The sequence below is a fragment of the Sphingobacterium litopenaei genome, assembly GCF_014692495.1.
Lineage (GTDB): Bacteria > Bacteroidota > Bacteroidia > Sphingobacteriales > Sphingobacteriaceae > Sphingobacterium > Sphingobacterium litopenaei.
In genome coordinates, this window is the sequence record NZ_JACOIJ010000031.1 from 24,484 (window position 1) to 40,092 (window position 15,609).

Annotated in this window: 11 protein-coding genes, 1 other RNA gene and 2 pseudogenes; 6 read left to right on the top strand and 8 right to left on the bottom strand. The window is 34.7% G+C overall.

Annotated features, from left to right (window positions below; all coding sequences use genetic code 11):
• Positions 1-623 precede the first annotated feature (623 nt).
• Positions 624-1,913: pseudogene (locus H8B04_RS13575) on the bottom strand (alpha-L-fucosidase).
• Between the two features lie 23 nt (positions 1,914-1,936).
• Between H8B04_RS13575 and H8B04_RS13580 the strand changes: the two are divergent.
• A complete protein-coding gene (locus H8B04_RS13580; RefSeq protein ID WP_190302689.1) occupies positions 1,937-2,776 on the top strand; it encodes a tyrosine-type recombinase/integrase in 840 nt (279 codons plus the stop codon).
• A 310-nt stretch (positions 2,777-3,086) separates the two neighbouring features.
• Here the strand turns inward: H8B04_RS13580 and ssrA are convergent.
• The 5 genes from ssrA to H8B04_RS13605 form a co-directional block, all read right to left on the bottom strand.
• Positions 3,087-3,454, bottom strand: a transfer-messenger RNA (tmRNA) gene (gene ssrA, locus H8B04_RS13585).
• 55 nt (positions 3,455-3,509) lie between these two features.
• Positions 3,510-4,247, bottom strand: a complete 738-nt coding sequence (locus H8B04_RS13590; RefSeq protein WP_165291459.1) for a class I SAM-dependent methyltransferase — start codon at positions 4,245-4,247, stop codon at positions 3,510-3,512.
• Between the two features lie 37 nt (positions 4,248-4,284).
• On the bottom strand, positions 4,285-4,836 hold the full coding sequence (locus tag H8B04_RS13595; protein ID WP_190302690.1) for a hypothetical protein: 552 nt from the start codon (positions 4,834-4,836) through the stop codon (positions 4,285-4,287).
• Between the two features lie 114 nt (positions 4,837-4,950).
• Positions 4,951-5,847 carry a 4,5-DOPA-extradiol-dioxygenase gene (ygiD, locus tag H8B04_RS13600; RefSeq protein WP_190302691.1) on the bottom strand — a complete coding sequence of 299 codons (897 nt, stop codon included), beginning with the start codon at positions 5,845-5,847 and terminating at the stop codon, positions 4,951-4,953.
• Positions 5,848-5,928: 81 nt separating this feature from the next.
• Entirely contained in the window at positions 5,929-6,759 is an 831-nt protein-coding gene (locus H8B04_RS13605; RefSeq protein WP_190302692.1) for an AraC family transcriptional regulator, read from the bottom strand.
• Positions 6,760-6,975: 216 nt separating this feature from the next.
• Here H8B04_RS13605 and H8B04_RS13610 point away from each other — a divergent pair, with 216 nt between their 5' ends.
• Both H8B04_RS13610 and H8B04_RS13615 read left to right on the top strand, forming a co-directional pair.
• Entirely contained in the window at positions 6,976-8,295 is a 1,320-nt protein-coding gene (locus H8B04_RS13610; RefSeq protein WP_165291463.1) for an ammonium transporter, read from the top strand.
• Positions 8,296-8,467: 172 nt separating this feature from the next.
• Positions 8,468-10,378, top strand: a complete 1,911-nt coding sequence (locus H8B04_RS13615; RefSeq protein ID WP_165291464.1) for an amidophosphoribosyltransferase — start codon at positions 8,468-8,470, stop codon at positions 10,376-10,378.
• A 76-nt stretch (positions 10,379-10,454) separates the two neighbouring features.
• Here H8B04_RS13615 and H8B04_RS13620 read toward each other — a convergent pair whose 3' ends face one another.
• Positions 10,455-11,183, bottom strand: a complete 729-nt coding sequence (locus tag H8B04_RS13620; protein WP_190302693.1) for a GntR family transcriptional regulator — start codon at positions 11,181-11,183, stop codon at positions 10,455-10,457.
• A gap of 128 nt (positions 11,184-11,311) precedes the next feature.
• Between H8B04_RS13620 and H8B04_RS13625 the strand changes: the two genes are divergently transcribed.
• Together H8B04_RS13625 and H8B04_RS13630 are read left to right on the top strand one after the other, a co-directional pair.
• Positions 11,312-11,905: a hypothetical protein gene (locus H8B04_RS13625; RefSeq protein WP_190302694.1), complete on the top strand. Its 594-nt coding sequence runs from the start codon at positions 11,312-11,314 to the stop codon at positions 11,903-11,905.
• Positions 11,898-14,093, top strand: a pseudogene (locus tag H8B04_RS13630) (GH92 family glycosyl hydrolase). Before H8B04_RS13625 ends, H8B04_RS13630 begins: the two are co-directional and overlap by 8 nt.
• A gap of 306 nt (positions 14,094-14,399) precedes the next feature.
• Here H8B04_RS13630 and H8B04_RS13635 read toward each other — a convergent pair.
• Complete coding sequence (locus H8B04_RS13635; protein ID WP_190302695.1) at positions 14,400-14,786, bottom strand: YchJ family protein; 387 nt, start codon at positions 14,784-14,786, stop codon at positions 14,400-14,402.
• A gap of 130 nt (positions 14,787-14,916) precedes the next feature.
• Here H8B04_RS13635 and H8B04_RS13640 point away from each other — a divergent pair, with 130 nt between their 5' ends.
• On the top strand, positions 14,917-15,411 hold the full coding sequence (locus tag H8B04_RS13640) for a lipocalin-like domain-containing protein (RefSeq protein ID WP_165291474.1): 495 nt from the start codon (positions 14,917-14,919) through the stop codon (positions 15,409-15,411).
• The last annotated feature ends 198 nt before the right edge of the window (positions 15,412-15,609 follow it).

Genomic DNA, 15,609 nt, shown 5'->3' on the forward strand with positions numbered 1-15,609 from the left:
TTTGATGTAGATGTTTGTTCATAATTTTAATATAAAAAGTGTTTCGGTTAAATTATTTCTTATTGATTTTTTTGGTTCTTTTATTAATGGTATTTGGTTATTAATTCCTAATAATCTGGTTTAAAATAAATCAAGGAATAAACCAAAATTGGTCACCTTGACTTAAGGCTACTAACAATAATAATATTCTTTTTTATAATAACATAAAGGTTAAACAACGCAAACGTTTGTCCAAATTCACGCAAACGTTTGACTGAAATATGTATTACATAATCTGTAACAATTTCCTAAAATATTAAATTATATAAATGCATTTTATCATTAAAGTTGCTTAGTATTAAGTTTAGAGCAATATATTTGATTATTTAATTAGGGTCACTTACATGTCACTTAAACTATACTTTTACCTTGAAGCAAACTATCTGTTATTTGCAGGTACGAAGCACATCCCGTCATTGGGAGGAACGAAGTAACATCCCGTCATTGCGAGGAACGAAGTAACATCCCGTCATTGCGAGGAACGAAGCAATCTTTCGATTAGTGTAAAGATTGCTTCGTCGTACCTCCTCGCAATGACGGGAAAACTTTCGCAATAACGTATAGGATGAGAGATTTAAGTCTACTTACATCTTTGCATCCATCAATTTATCAGATTTTATTTTAGGTTGTCCGAGTTTAATTTTTATAACAAAGGCGCGATCTGTTTGGAAATCTTTCGGTAGCACAATATCAAAGTAGGTGTTCTTATCCAAATTCAAACCGATATCAGCATGTTTGATTGTTAATTCTTTATTATTCAATAATAACTTAGCACTAATCGGTAATGCAGTAGATTTTTTAGGGAATGCTAACCTAGCCAAATTATTTACCGGCCTATTAAATACTGTTAGATAAAGGGTTGAATCCTTCTGGGTCAAATATCCCATCTTAGTTTTTGGAAGATCCGCGTGCCTTACGCCATGAACTGCCTCGCCATTTACTTTCATCCAATCGCCAAGTTCCTTTGCGATTTTATCTTCTCCAGGGTGCATCGATCCTTTTCCATCGGGACCAAAATTGAGCACAAAATTTCCATTCAACGAAACGGTATGCATCCGCATATCCAAAATATCATCCGTTGTTTTGGTATAGATTCCAGACCAATCTTTCATGTATCCCCATCCATTAGGTGGTATGGTCATTACGGCATCCCAATCATTACCATCCAACCATTCGTATTCCTGAGGTAATTTTCTTTCCCAACCTTGTTCGTAATCTCCGAGGATATCTCCATTGCTATCAAAATGGCGCTTTCCGTGTTCATCATTTCTGAACCTTGATCAAATGATCAGACCTGGATGTTTTTCACGCAATTCTTTTTCCAGGTTGTACGTGAATTCATAGGCCTGAACCCATGATTTATCCCAAGTACCATCAAACCAAAATCCTTTGATGGTCGGATAATTCTGGAGAAGTTCCAATAATTGGTTCTTAGTATATTGAAGAAACCTATTATATTTTTTTTTCTCCTCTTCTGTTTCAGGAGCTTTGGATAGGTAATCCGGATTGTTCCATTCCAAAATAGAGAAATATAGGTATACATCAATGCCTTCAGCGTTATAGGCATCCACCACTTCTTTTACGATATCTTTTTTATAAGGAGAGTTGCTGATGTTGTAGGAGGAATATTTCGTTGGCCATAGGGCATAACCATCATGATGTTTAGTTGTGAAAATCATGTATTTGGCATCCATATCCTTGGCCTGTTTAGCCCATTTCTTCGCACTGAAAGCGGTAGGATTAAACTGTTTGTAAAGATTGTCGTAGATTTCTTTCCAGTATTTTGGCTCATTGGGTCCCGACCAGGTACGGATCCATTCCGAAGCGGCTGCACCGCCTCTTGCGGATACACCTTCCCATTCATTGCCTGGGATGGCATAAAGTCCCCATTGTAAATATGGAAAGCGAAGTTATATTGAAAACATTTCAAACAAAATTGAATACACAGAGATATGCCAAGAATACTATTAAGTCATATATGGACTATGCTAGCCTATTTTTGAAGCATCTCAATGAATATCCATCCTTAAAAGATGTGCCTGTGAGAGCTATAGAATCTTTCATCAATGAAAAAGTTCAAAAAGAGCAGATCAGTGTTTCCTATCAGAAAGGTTTAGTTGGGGCTATTAAGAAGCTATACGAATTGACACTTAACCAAAAGGTTCAGCTCGATTACTTATATCCCAAAAGATCGTTTTCTAAACTGCCCAAATTCTTTTCCAAAGAAGAAATTCGACAATTAATAGATAGTACCAACAATATTAAGCATAGAGCGATATTAATGACCATTTATAGCTGTGGCTTACGCCTAAGCGAATTGCTGAACCTCAAGATAGAAGTTATACGATCTTCTGAAAAGATTATCCGAATCAACCAAAGCAAAGGCAACAAAGACCGGATTGTATCCTTACCAGATAAATTACTGGATATTTTAAGAGATTATTATTTGGTTTATAAGCCTACAAACTACCTTTTTGAAGGAGAAAAAGGAAATCGATACAGTGAACGTAGCGTGCAACTTGTATTGAAAAAATCATTAGCTAACGCGAAAATAAAAACAGAAGGCACAGTACATACATTACGTCATTCGTACGCTACACATTTAATTCAATCTGGTATTGATGTCCGAATTGTTCAGGAACTGCTCGGTCATGAACACATAAAAACAACCATGATCTATACACACATTACCGATATTGATAAAAAGCGCACCCCTAGTCCACTTGATTTTTTATAAATTCTCCAAAAAAGCTTGACACGCATGATTTTATACAACCTATTCTATCTTAATATTGAGCTGAGAAACAAATATATTCTGTCCGAAATAAGTACGAAAATAGCAAAAGCCATTGATAATCAGTGGCTTTTGTCAGGGTAGCAGGACTCGAACTTTTAATACACCTTTCGCGAGTTACAGCAAAATACGATTAATGAATATTATTAAATAAACTCTTCAACATAATTTTGAATTGTATTAATATAACAACACCCAAAACTGGGTGTAGTTTTGGGTGTTAATCTTGTAAATTATTGAATTTCAAGTTGTTTTGTGGAGCCGGAGGGATTCGAACCCTCGTCCAAACATAGTATGATTTACGCTTTCTACATGCTTAGCTTCTCTTTGATTGTCGGGAGAGGGAAGGTGAGTCGCTTACCTATACCGTTCTCCGTATTTGCTGAGTCTCGTCGGTGCTTAGCAAAATCACACTGACCAGTTCTATTGTTCGATGCCCCAAATGTTAAACCAAAGAACAGGATTTAACGGGACAAATAGCTATGTTAAGTCTAACTTAAGCAGCTAAGGCGTAGTTTTCTTCGCCAGTTATAAGTGTGAAAGTTCAGATTAAAGTGCTCTACTAACAACGCACTGCATGCTTACATAACCATCGCTATCCTGTCAATTCCGGTCGACCCCAAAATGATTATGGATTACAAAAGTACGTAAAATAATGGATTTAGTCAACTAAAAGCTATTTTACACGTCCTACACGAAAGATGATAGGAAAAATTACGCGACGAACTTCTACACTTCCCCAAGCTGCTCTCAAATCATCTTCAATTTGTGAGACGGGGTTATAGTTATTTTTGTCGATAAAGTGCTGAACTGCAGACCAGGTATTGAGGTAACCGATAAGATGTTCGAATTTCCACAATTTGATGTTGTTTATTTCAGGAGTTTCGAGTTCTCTATAAGGAAATGGAATTTGTTGATACTTATTTTCGATATGTTTATTTTCCCCATCCCAATATTCTCCAATAATATTTTTATAAAATTCCCTTATAATATCATCTATTTCTGGAGTAATATTGTTTAGTCCGTAGCCAATTATGGCAATAATACTATTAGGCTTGCCTACGCGTTTGACTTCTGCGTTAAATTTATCTACATCAAACCAATGTACCGCTTGTGCTACAGTAATAAGGTCAAAGGAATCGTCTGCAAAAGTAGTTTGTTCAGCGGGCTGAGCAGAATAACGAATGTTGCCTGCCTGAAAAGCATACTTCAGTTGCTGTTCGCTAATGTCCGTGGCCTCTACTTGTTCAAAATCTTTGGATAACTCTTGTGCCAATTGACCATTGCCTGTTCCGCAATCCCATGCAATACCTTTTTCATTCAGCAGCGGGTATAAAAAGTCAAATATAGCTTGGGGATAGTCCGGTCTATATTTGGCATATTGTGCAGGTGAAACTGAAAAATTGTCCTTCATGGTTTAATCACTTAGTTACTATAAAGTTAACTTATTTTTAGTCGTATTCCAAGACATCTTTAATCAGATATTGCCCATCTTGTTCGATCAAGACAATGTCTCTATCATATTCCACGTTGAATTCTTCATCACGAATTAGAGTTTTAAAAGTAATAGTTTGCTTCTCAGCATCAACATTTTTAGTAATCATTTCAGCTACTTGAATATTGCCCCAGTCTTGTCCAGATATCAAAAAACCAACCTGTGTAGGGTGTAGCTGAAGATTAAATTTATCTTTCCATTTTTTCTTGAATGCTACTTCAGTAAGACTTCCTTCTACGTCCAAATCAACGTTCATTGCGTCCATTTTGAATTCATAATACTCCGATGTTGTAATGGATTGCATATCCGTGTTGTTGCTATCAAAAAATTGAATAATCGTATTCCTTAACCACTCTTTAGCTTTATTAGTATCAATTGCGCTCACAGGGGTATTTTCCTTAATTAATGTGCTATCTAAACTAGAAGAGGAAACTAAATTAAAGGATGATTTAGGAGTTTGTTGACAGGAAAGAATTGTCAGAGAAAGGAAGAAAAGCAATGTTCTCATAATATAAGTTTATAGTTTAAATATACTAAAAAGAAAGTTGTGAGAATAAAAAAACAGGTGCTTAATCTGTGTTAAGCACCTGTAATGTTAAAGATAGATAGATTCGAATATTTTTTAACCAATTTTGAAGGAAGTCATTGTTAATGACCCTCCAATAGCTTGATCGTTGAAAATGTCAATATTTTCGTTTTTCTCTTGTAATCCTAATGCGTATAGCATAGGAATATAATGCTCTGGAGTAGGGATGGCTAATTCAAACTCCTTGCCTTGTTTATGATATTCAATCAAAGGGTGGTGGTTTCCCTCGCGAATATAATTTTTCATGGTTTCGTCTGCGTATTTCGCCCAGTTGTAAGCATATCCCGCACTATTAAGATGTTGCCACGCTACCATACGTAGGTTGTGTACTATGTTTCCACTTCCTACTATCAATACGCCCTTGCTACGTAATGCTGTTAATTCTTTAGCCAAATTGTAATGATAAATAGGAGGTTGGGTATAGTCTATACTCATTTGTATCACAGGTACATCAGCGTCAGGATATAAATGTTTGATAACAGACCATGCTCCGTGATCTAGGCCCCATTTATCATCTAAGTGGACATCTGTGGAAGTAATAATTTCTTTAGTTAATTTTGCGAGTTCGGGACTTCCTGGTGCAGGATATTGTACATCAAATAGTTCCTGCGGGAATCCACCAAAATCATGAATTGTTTGAGGCATATCCATTGCGGTAACATAAGTGCCGCGTGTTTCCCAAGGCGCAGATACCACTAAAATAGCTTTAGGTTTTTCTATTTGTTTACCAATATTTCTAAATCCTTGAACAAATTCATTTTCCTCAATCGCATTCATTGGACTACCATGACCCAAGAAAAGGACAGGCATTTTACTGGTGTTTTCTAATTGAGTAGAAAAGTTGTGTAATTTACTAAGTTTATGAGCAGCACCGGATAGAGGAGCTGCTGCCGCAGCGGCTAAAAATTGTTTTCTATTTATTTCTTCTTGCATATAACTTCCTCAGTAGTTAATGCAAATTTCGATATAAATGAATAGTTGTAGGTATAACTTTTGGGAAAAAATGTTGTGATTTTAGGAAAGCAAGCTTTTAATCTCTTCTCGAAATTCTGACGGAGTTTGTCCAGATTTCTTCTTAAAGACATTAGTGAAATATGCTTTATCTTGATATCCAAGTTCAAAACCTATCTCAGCGATACTTTTATCGGTGCTGTACAAAAGTTTTTTCGCCTCAATAAGTTTACGTGTTTCTATAATCTCAGAAACTGGAAGATGTAAGATATGTCGAGTAATTGAATTTAAGGATTTACTACTCATAAATAATTTTTGTGCATAAAAATTTACGCCTTCAGGTCTTCTAAAATTCTCTTCCAATATCTGGAGAAATGTTTTGAAGGTTGTATTTTGATTATTTATGAGATTTTTATCGTCTACATATGTTTTTTTTCGTTCACTTTCTACAATAGTCAATAAGGCAGATAACAATTCTTTTATAATAGACAATTCGGGAGCCTTGCTGTTGTGTTCATCGTAAATAAGTTGACATAAAATATGAAGACGAGATGCAGCATTGTTGTCCGATAGTTGAAAATTGGCTTTGTCGTGATAATAATTATAAAGTTGAAAAGTGATTTCGGGAATAAATTCGCTTTTGAAACGTATTGCCCATCCTTCAAACTTATTATCTATTAGTTCAGGTTGTATTTTGTGAATTTTGCCTTTAGTCACAAATGCTACACACGGAGCATCTATTTGTTGGTTTTTGTAATCGATGAAATGACTTAATCTGCCCTTTAACACAATAATTAATTCTTCATAATCGTGTTGATGCGGATTATTTGGGTTATTAGTGATTTCTGACACTAAAAATTTGTCCACTTTGAAGATATTAAATAGTTCGTTCATATATAAAGATAGATTTTTGCGACTAATAAATCAAAAATTATCTATTGTTGTGAAATTTTGACATAAAATGATGTTTAATTTTCATAAATTTTGGTCTTAAATATCATTTTTAACATTTTTATTAACTGAAAAATGATAAAAAAATAATTTTTCTTTTGTTTTTATCAAATTTTTGCATTTACTTTGGTTTAGAATTGAAAATTAACCAAAAATAATATGCAAACTAATCAAAAAAAATCCCCAGCTCCACTAATTGTTATAGCAATTTTAGTGATTTTGTGTTTATTCTTCCCTGGAGTGCCCGATGCGAGTAAAACTTACGAGTATAATGTAGGTGATATTGCATGGATGTTAGCTTCTACGGGTTTAGTTTTGATCATGACACCTGGTTTAGCTTACTTTTATGGTGGTATGGTTAAGAAAAAGAATGTTATTTCTACCATGTTGCAGAGCTTTATCTGTATGGCTGTTGTAGCTGTATTATGGGTAGTATTCGGTTTCTCGCTTGTTTTCGGAGAATCTATTGGCGGTGTAATCGGAAATCCTACAACATTCTTTATGTTTAATGGTGTTGTAGATGGCGAACCTTGGCCAGGAGCTCCAACAATTCCATTTACATTATTTGCGATGTATCAGTTGAAATTCGCAATTATTACTCCAGCTCTTATCACTGGTGCTGTAGCTGAGCGCATTAAATTTACATCATACGTATTATTCATTTGTTTATTCTTCATCTTTATCTACGCTCCATTAGCGCATGCTACATGGCATCCAGATGGGTTGTTGTGTCAATTAGGAGTTTTAGACTTCGCAGGTGGTACTGTAGTACACATGTCCGCAGGTTTGACAGCTTTGGCAGCAGCAATTTACATGAAGCATGGTAAAGAATTTAAAGAACATACTCCAGCACGTATCACTTATGTATTATTAGGTACAGGCTTACTATGGTTCGGTTGGTATGGTTTCAATGCAGGGTCAGCTTTCGGTGCTTCACAATTAGCTGCTACAGCATTAGCAACCACTTCTACAGCATCAGGTGCTGCAGCATTAACTTACATTTTCTTCGATGCAGCTAAAGGTATTAAGCCATCAGCAATGGGAGTGTGTATCGGTGTGGTAGTAGGTCTTGTAGCAATTACACCAGCGGCTGGATTCGTAACGGTGCCTCATTCCTTGATTATAGGTGCTGTAGCTGCGGTTATCAGTAGATTATGTATCGCTTGGAGAACTAAATCAAACTTAGATGATACATTAGATGTATTCCCAAGTCACGGTGTTGGTGGTATGGTAGGTATGATTTTGACAGGTGTTTTCGCACATAGCTCAATCAACGGTGCTGTTTCTACAAACGGTTTATACTATGGTGAGACAGGTTTGTTCGTAGCACACTTAATTGGCTTGGTAGGTGCAATCGTATTTACATTAGTACTTGCTTTCATCTTATTAAAAGTAGTAGATACTATATCTCCAATTCGTGTGAAAGAAGAAGACGAAGAAATTGGTCTTGATATCTCACAACATGGTGAAAAATTATAATTAGAAATCTTAATTAAGTTATTAATATAGAATAAAGAATCCCTCCTTAATATTATCTAAATTATGTTTTACTCGGCCTTGGTTAGGGCCGAGTAATTTTTTTGCTATAAAAATAATCGTTGTAGTAGTTGGAGTTTGTAATTTTTGTACCTTTGCATCATCAATTCAAACTATGAGTGACGCTATAAAACACGAGTGTGGTATCGCACTGATCAGATTATTAAAACCCCTCTCATATTATCAAGAAAAATATGGTACGCCTTACTACGGAATCAACAAATTGTATCTTCTTATGGAGAAACAACATAACCGTGGTCAAGATGGTGCGGGTATTGCTACAATCAAATTTGATGTAAAACCTGGAAATAGGTACATCAGCCGCTATCGCGCAATGGGATCTACCGCTGTAGCCGATATTTTTGAGTACGTTCAGAAGAAATTTGCTGCCGTTCAAAAAGCTTATCCTGCCGAATCGAAAGATACCCAATGGTTGAAAGACAATGTTAGTTTTACAGGTGAAGTATTATTAGGGCACTTGCGCTATGGTACGCACGGTAAAAATAGTATTGAAAGTTGCCACCCTTTTCTTCGTCAAAATAATTGGATGACTAGAAATCTGGTGGTTGCTGGTAACTTCAACATGACTAATGTGGATGAATTATTGCAACAATTGTATGATCTTGGTCAACATCCTAAAGAACAAGCGGATACGGTTACCGTATTAGAGAAAATAGGTCACTTCTTAGACGATGAAAATCAAGAACTATTTGATCAATTCAAAAAAGAAGGCTACTCTAACGTAGAGATTTCTTCTCAAATCGCTAAAAATCTTGATGTAGCTAAGATTTTGACGCGATCAGCTAAGACATGGGATGGGGGGTATACTATCGCAGGTATTATGGGACATGGTGATGCCTTTGTTATGCGGGATCCATCTGGTATTCGTCCAGCGTTCTATTATCAAGATGATGAGGTGTTGGTGGTAGCTTCAGAACGTCCTGTAATTCAAACGGCATTTAATATTCCTTTGAAAGCAGTAAAAGAAATCAAACCTGGTCATGCGCTTATCGCGAAAAAAGATGGTACAGTAACGGAAGAGATGTTCAGACAACCGACTGAACAAAAATCTTGTTCGTTCGAACGTATCTATTTTTCTCGTGGATCAGACGCGGATATTTATCAAGAACGTAAACAATTGGGTAAATTATTATGCCCTCAAGTTTTAGAACTTATCAATAACGACATAAAAAACACCGTATTTTCATTTATTCCTAATACAGCTGAAGTTTCTTACTACGGGATGATGGAAGGAATGAATAAATATGTGCGTGATTATCAAAAAGAAGTTCTTTTGAATCGTGATGAAAAGATTTCTGACGAAGAATTAAACGAAATCTTAAGTTTACATCCTCGATTTGAGAAATTGAACATCAAAGATGCAAAGTTACGTACTTTCATTACACAGGATGCGGATCGTCAGGATATGGTGCAGCACGTATATGATACTACGTATGGTATTGTACGTGATCATGAAGATACTATTGTGGCTATCGACGACTCAATCGTGCGAGGTACGACATTGAAACAGTCTATTTTGACAATTTTAGATCGTCTTAATCCGAAAAAAATCATAATTGTTTCTTCTGCTCCGCAAATTAGATATCCAGATTGTTATGGTATTGATATGTCGCGTATGGGTGAGTTTGTGGCTTTTGAAGCGGCTATCAATTTATTGAAGAAAAATGGTATGTCGCATGTTATTGATGAGGTTTATCAAAAATGTTTAGCTTCAATTACATTACCAAAGGATGAAGTAGAAAATTATGTGAAAGCAATCTATGAGCCTTTTACGGATGAAGAAATTTCAAAAGAGATAGCACTTATAGTAAAACCACACAATCTCAAAGCTGATCTGGAAGTTATTTTCCAAACTTTAGATAATTTACATGTAGCATGTCCAAATCACAAAGGTGATTGGTATTTCTCGGGTGATTATCCTACTCCAGGTGGTAATAAAACTGTGAATAGAGCGTATATGAATTGGGTGGAAGGAAAGAATGTAAGAGCTTATTTCAGTAATTAATAAATCCTATATATTAAAATGAAAGCTAATCGAGTAATCGATTAGCTTTTTTTGTGATGAGTTTTCTTCGTTAAGATTATCGGACAGCTTCAATTGTATAGGTGAAGCTATCTGCTCGATAATAACCAATATTGTATTCAATGGGTTGGTTATTAATATCGTATACAAATCTTTTTCGTATTAATATGGGATCATTTGCCTTTATTTCTAATTTTTCAGCGATTAAGTCTCCAGCAAGCGAAGCAGATATTTCTTCTTTAGATGTTTTAGCGACAATATTAAAATCTTTTTCTAATATTTCATATAATGGACGATTAAAATTTTGCTGACACTCCATTGGGATAATCGGGTTGAAATAGGATATAAAATACACAAAGGGAAAGTCCGCATGACCTCGAACTCTTTCAAGTGTTAAGCATGAAGTGTTTTCATTTATTTGAAAAAAATTAGAAATTTCAGGTTTTGTTTTTTTTAAAGTAACGTGTAGTTCGTAATTTTTAATCTCTAGCCCTAGCATTTTCATTTCTTGTGAAAAACTAAGCCAGTTTTTTATCCCACCTAAAACACTTTTATTTGCTACCTTTGTTCCAACTCCTTTCTTACGTACCAACAATCCTTCGAATACCAATTTATTAATAGCTTGTCTAAGTGTGTTTCTTGATATCCCTAGTTTTTTGGATAGTTCTACTTCGTTAGGAAGTAGTTCACCGTTTTTATACTCCTCTTTTTTAATTAATTGTCTTAAAATGTTCTCCGCTTGAGAATGTAATGGAACGGGATTGTTGTGATCTATCTTTAAGTTCATACGTATGGGATGATTGAATGTTCAAAAATATGAAAAATTGTTTGCATTACTTAATTATATATTTATATTTGAACAAAGTTTATATGTTCATACATATTGTAACCAATTAATTTTTACATTATATATCTATGAGAATCCCGAATTATAATCGATTTCCAAGTACAATTGTTGATGCTGAAGCTTATGTTGGCTGGAATTCATTGCGTTTATTATTAGAGGAACTTATTCAAACAAACGGAAGTGTTGCTATTGAATTGTATCCTGGTGTAAATGAGTCTGCAGTAATTGATTTTTTAAAATCAATTAATCTTGGAGATGTAGTTGATGTACGTTCACTATACAAATATGAAAGTGAGATTAAAGCTATGACTGAAGTTTTTTTGACCGATGATGTTTTGTTCGGGTATATAAGTCCGTTGACTATAAACGATTATATTGATGGGCGTAAATTAAATCAATTTAAATCTATTAATAAAGAAGGTAGAAAATTAATCGTAGGGACAGGAGCTAGTGTTGTAGCGGACAAAGGAACACCTCTAGTGTATTTTGATCTAAGTCGTTGGGAGATTATTCAGCGATTTAGAAGAAATGAGACAGATGGTATCGGTGTTTTATCTAGAGATGAACCTTTTTCTTTTCAATATAAACGTGGATATTTTAATGATTGGAAAATTGCAGATAGATTAAAAGAAGACTGGTGCTGTACCGTTTGGAATGGCTAAACTCGGGCCGTCAACAAATGGATCATATGGAAATGCAAATGGATGGGAAGCTGTGGGATATGAAGATGGACACCAATCAATAGAAGGTTTTGCTTGTTTTCATGAATTCCAAATTGGAGGAGTAATGTTAATGCCAATAGTAGGTGAGTTAAAAACTAATCCAGGTTCATTAGACAAACCTGATGAGGGCTATAGATCGCCATTTAAAAAGGAAAATGAATATGCGACTTCTGGTTTTTATAAGGTAATGCTGGAGAAGTATAAAACCTCAGTTGAACTAACGGCTACGGATAGAGTAGGGTTTCAAAAATATATCTTTCCAAAATCAGATAGTTCATATGTATTATTTGACATAGGGAATAAATTGGGAGAAAGCGGTGAAGTTGTAGATGCTTATATAAAACAAGTTGATGAGACGACGATTGAAGGCTATGTCGTTACTAAGCCCGAGTATGTTAAGAAATATCAGCCTGAGGCAACTATAAAAATGTTTTTTTATACTAAAATTAATAAACCAGCTATAAGTGTAAATACGTTCTTTAGAGATAAAGCGATTACTAATGAAAGCAGTATACAAGGTGTTGGTGCATGTTTAGCAGTCAACTTCGAAACAGAAGAAAATGAAGAAGTCGTTGTCAAAATAGGTCAATCATATACCTCTATCGAGAATGCAAAAAACAACTATGAATATGAAGCACAAGATTTAAATTTCGAAGATGCCAAGGAGAAATCGTTAAATCGTTGGAATGAAATGCTAGGCCGATTAAAAGTTGAAGGTGGAGAATATAATGATCGAGTGAAGTTCTATACGGGATTATACCATGCGCTATTAGGCAGAGGACTAGTTAATGATGTAAACGGTGCTTACCCAAGGAATGATGGTGAAGTAGCATATATTAATTTAAAAAATAACAAGCCAGAGCATAATTATTACAACACGGATGCTATTTGGGGGGGATTTTGGAATTTAACACAATTGTGGGCTTTAGCATATCCAGAGTATTATTCAGATTGGGTAAAAAGTCAACTTTTAGTGTATCAAGAAACTGGTTGGCTAGGAGACGGAGTGGCTAATGGGAAATATGTATCAGGTGTTGGTACAAACTTCACAAGTTTGGCAATCGCATCAGCTTACAATGTAGGTATTAGAGATTTTGATTATAACTTAGGATATGAGGCATCATTTAAAAACGAAGTTCAAGGGCATAATAGACCAACTGGGGCTGGTAAATTGGATGTAGATGCTTTCGTAAAGAGAGGGTATTGTCCTTATATTCCTAGCGATGAGTATTTTATTACTAAGCAGGATGAAGGATCTGTATTTGGAGCTTCTCATACCATGGAATATTCTTTTAGTAGTTACGCTGTTGCGCAATTTGCTAAACATTTAAATAGGGAAGATGATTATATTAAACTGTCTAAATTAGCATGTAATTGGGAAAACCTATTTGATGCTGAAACTGAGCTTATAAGACCTAAGTTATTGGATGGGTCTTTCTTAAAGGATTTTGATCCAATGGCTCCATGGACTGGCTTCCAAGAAGGCAATGCGATTCAATATACATTCTATGTACCTCACGATCCAAAGAAATTGATTGAGAAAGTAGGTTATGACGTGTTCAATACGCGTCTTGATAGTATATTTATTGTTTCTCAAAAAAATGTATTTGGAGGTGGTACCACAGTAGATGCTTTCGCTGGTATTCATGCTGCGTATAATCATGGAAATCAACCAAATCTTCATATTTCATGGTTATTTAATTACTCTTGAAAACCTTACCTTACACAAAAATGGGTTCGTGCAATATGTAATGAATTCTATGGTGTAGATGGTTTACACGGATATGGATATGGTCAAGATGAAGATCAAGGACAATTAGGAGCTTGGTATGTAATGGCTAGTATGGGATTGTTCGATGTGGGAGGTTTGTCGGCTATTAATCCTACACTCCAATTAGCAAGTCCACTATTTGACCGTATAGAAATTCAGTTAAACAAAAACTATTACAAAGGTGATAAATTTGTTATTAACGTTGAGAACAACGCTGCAAATAATATGTATTTAGAGTCTATCTCTTTAAATGGAAATTCACAAAACTCTATTGCAATCCCTTTTTCTGCAATTGTTGATGGAGGCAATGTTGCTTTGAAATTGAGTGATAAGCCAAATAATAACTTAGTATTGTAATATATAATGTTTTACCTGAATAAAATGAAAGCTAATCGATTAATCGATTAGCTTTTTTTATATAATATTTGATAACTAAATTGTCTTTCTAACTCAAACTTAGAAGTTTGAGGTTTTGTTAGGTAATTAATCTTCGATTACCACATAATCATCTCCATCATAAAGCCATTCTTCGGTATGAATTGGGACGATTTCCAAATTTGTGATTTCTAAATCTTTAATCATATTCAAAATTTTTATTAATCAAATATAGAAAGTGATTGTTAGCTAGACGTTATTTAGATGTTAAGTTTTGATTACCTGTTTTTAGCTTAAAATCTTTCCATCCACGTAAAACCAAACGTTTTGAACCTGTTTGAAATTTGACTTTTCGTGATGTATTTGAACATTCATGTTGCTGTCCAAATAATGTGCTTTGAAGTCTACAGTATTCGTGGTGGCTTTAATTACTTCCAATTGCATCCATTTACTTTCTCTTGCCCAGGATTCAATGTCTTTTTTGTTTTGAAATCTACGCGTGCTAGGGTGAAAGGTATTATAAATAAAATCAATGTCATGAACGACAAAAGCAGCGTAACGAGCGCACATAAGTTGCTCTGCGGATTCAGCTTTTTTATAGTCTTGGTGTATGAGAGAACAGCATTCTTCATAAATTTTATTGCTACCACAGGGACATAATTGTTGTTGATTCATTGTCATAAAATTTCATGCAAACTTACATTTTCTTGTTCAAAAGCACATCCTGATATAAGAGTATATTTATAATAAAAATGTGACAAACTATTTTTACTAAAAATGCGTTCTACTATAAAAATCATACGATATGGCGTCATTGAAAAATGAAATTATTGGTTCTTGGAAGTTGCTATCTTACATAGAAATTCCAGTGGGGGGAGAGGAATATCTGTTTCCTTTGGGTAAGAATCCAAAAGGTATTTTAATATTCAGTCCAGATGGTTATATGTCGGTTCAAATTTCGGTCAAAAATCCTGTTAAATATAATACTGATGATAGATATTCCGTGACTGATGAATTGATAGCCTCGCGGGCTAAAGAATATATTGGTTTTACGGGAAAATATACGGTTGATAATGTGCTTTGTAATGTAATTTATCATATCGAAACTTCTTTAAATCCTAATTGGGAAGGATTAAAACAAGTTCGAAAAATGGATTTTGAAGCAGATATTTTATATCAGAAATCAGTAGAACCGATTATATCTAATGGACAAAAGGTACATGCATATATGACTTGGCAAAGGATTCAAAAAGAAATAGATGTAGAGCGAATAGGTGAGGAGTTAGAAGAGTCCTACTAAAAAAGAAAGGGTTGGTTTTAAACGAGGGCACTGAAAAAGTCCCCTTTTATATTGGGCCAAAAAAAAAGGAATGGAAAGTGCATTTTCTACTCCTTTTTTTGTATCTTAAATTAAGCTTTAACGGATATCAGGATGCTTTCTACCCAACAAAAAATACAGTTCAGTTCTTATTCAGGATTGTACGATATCATTGTTCCA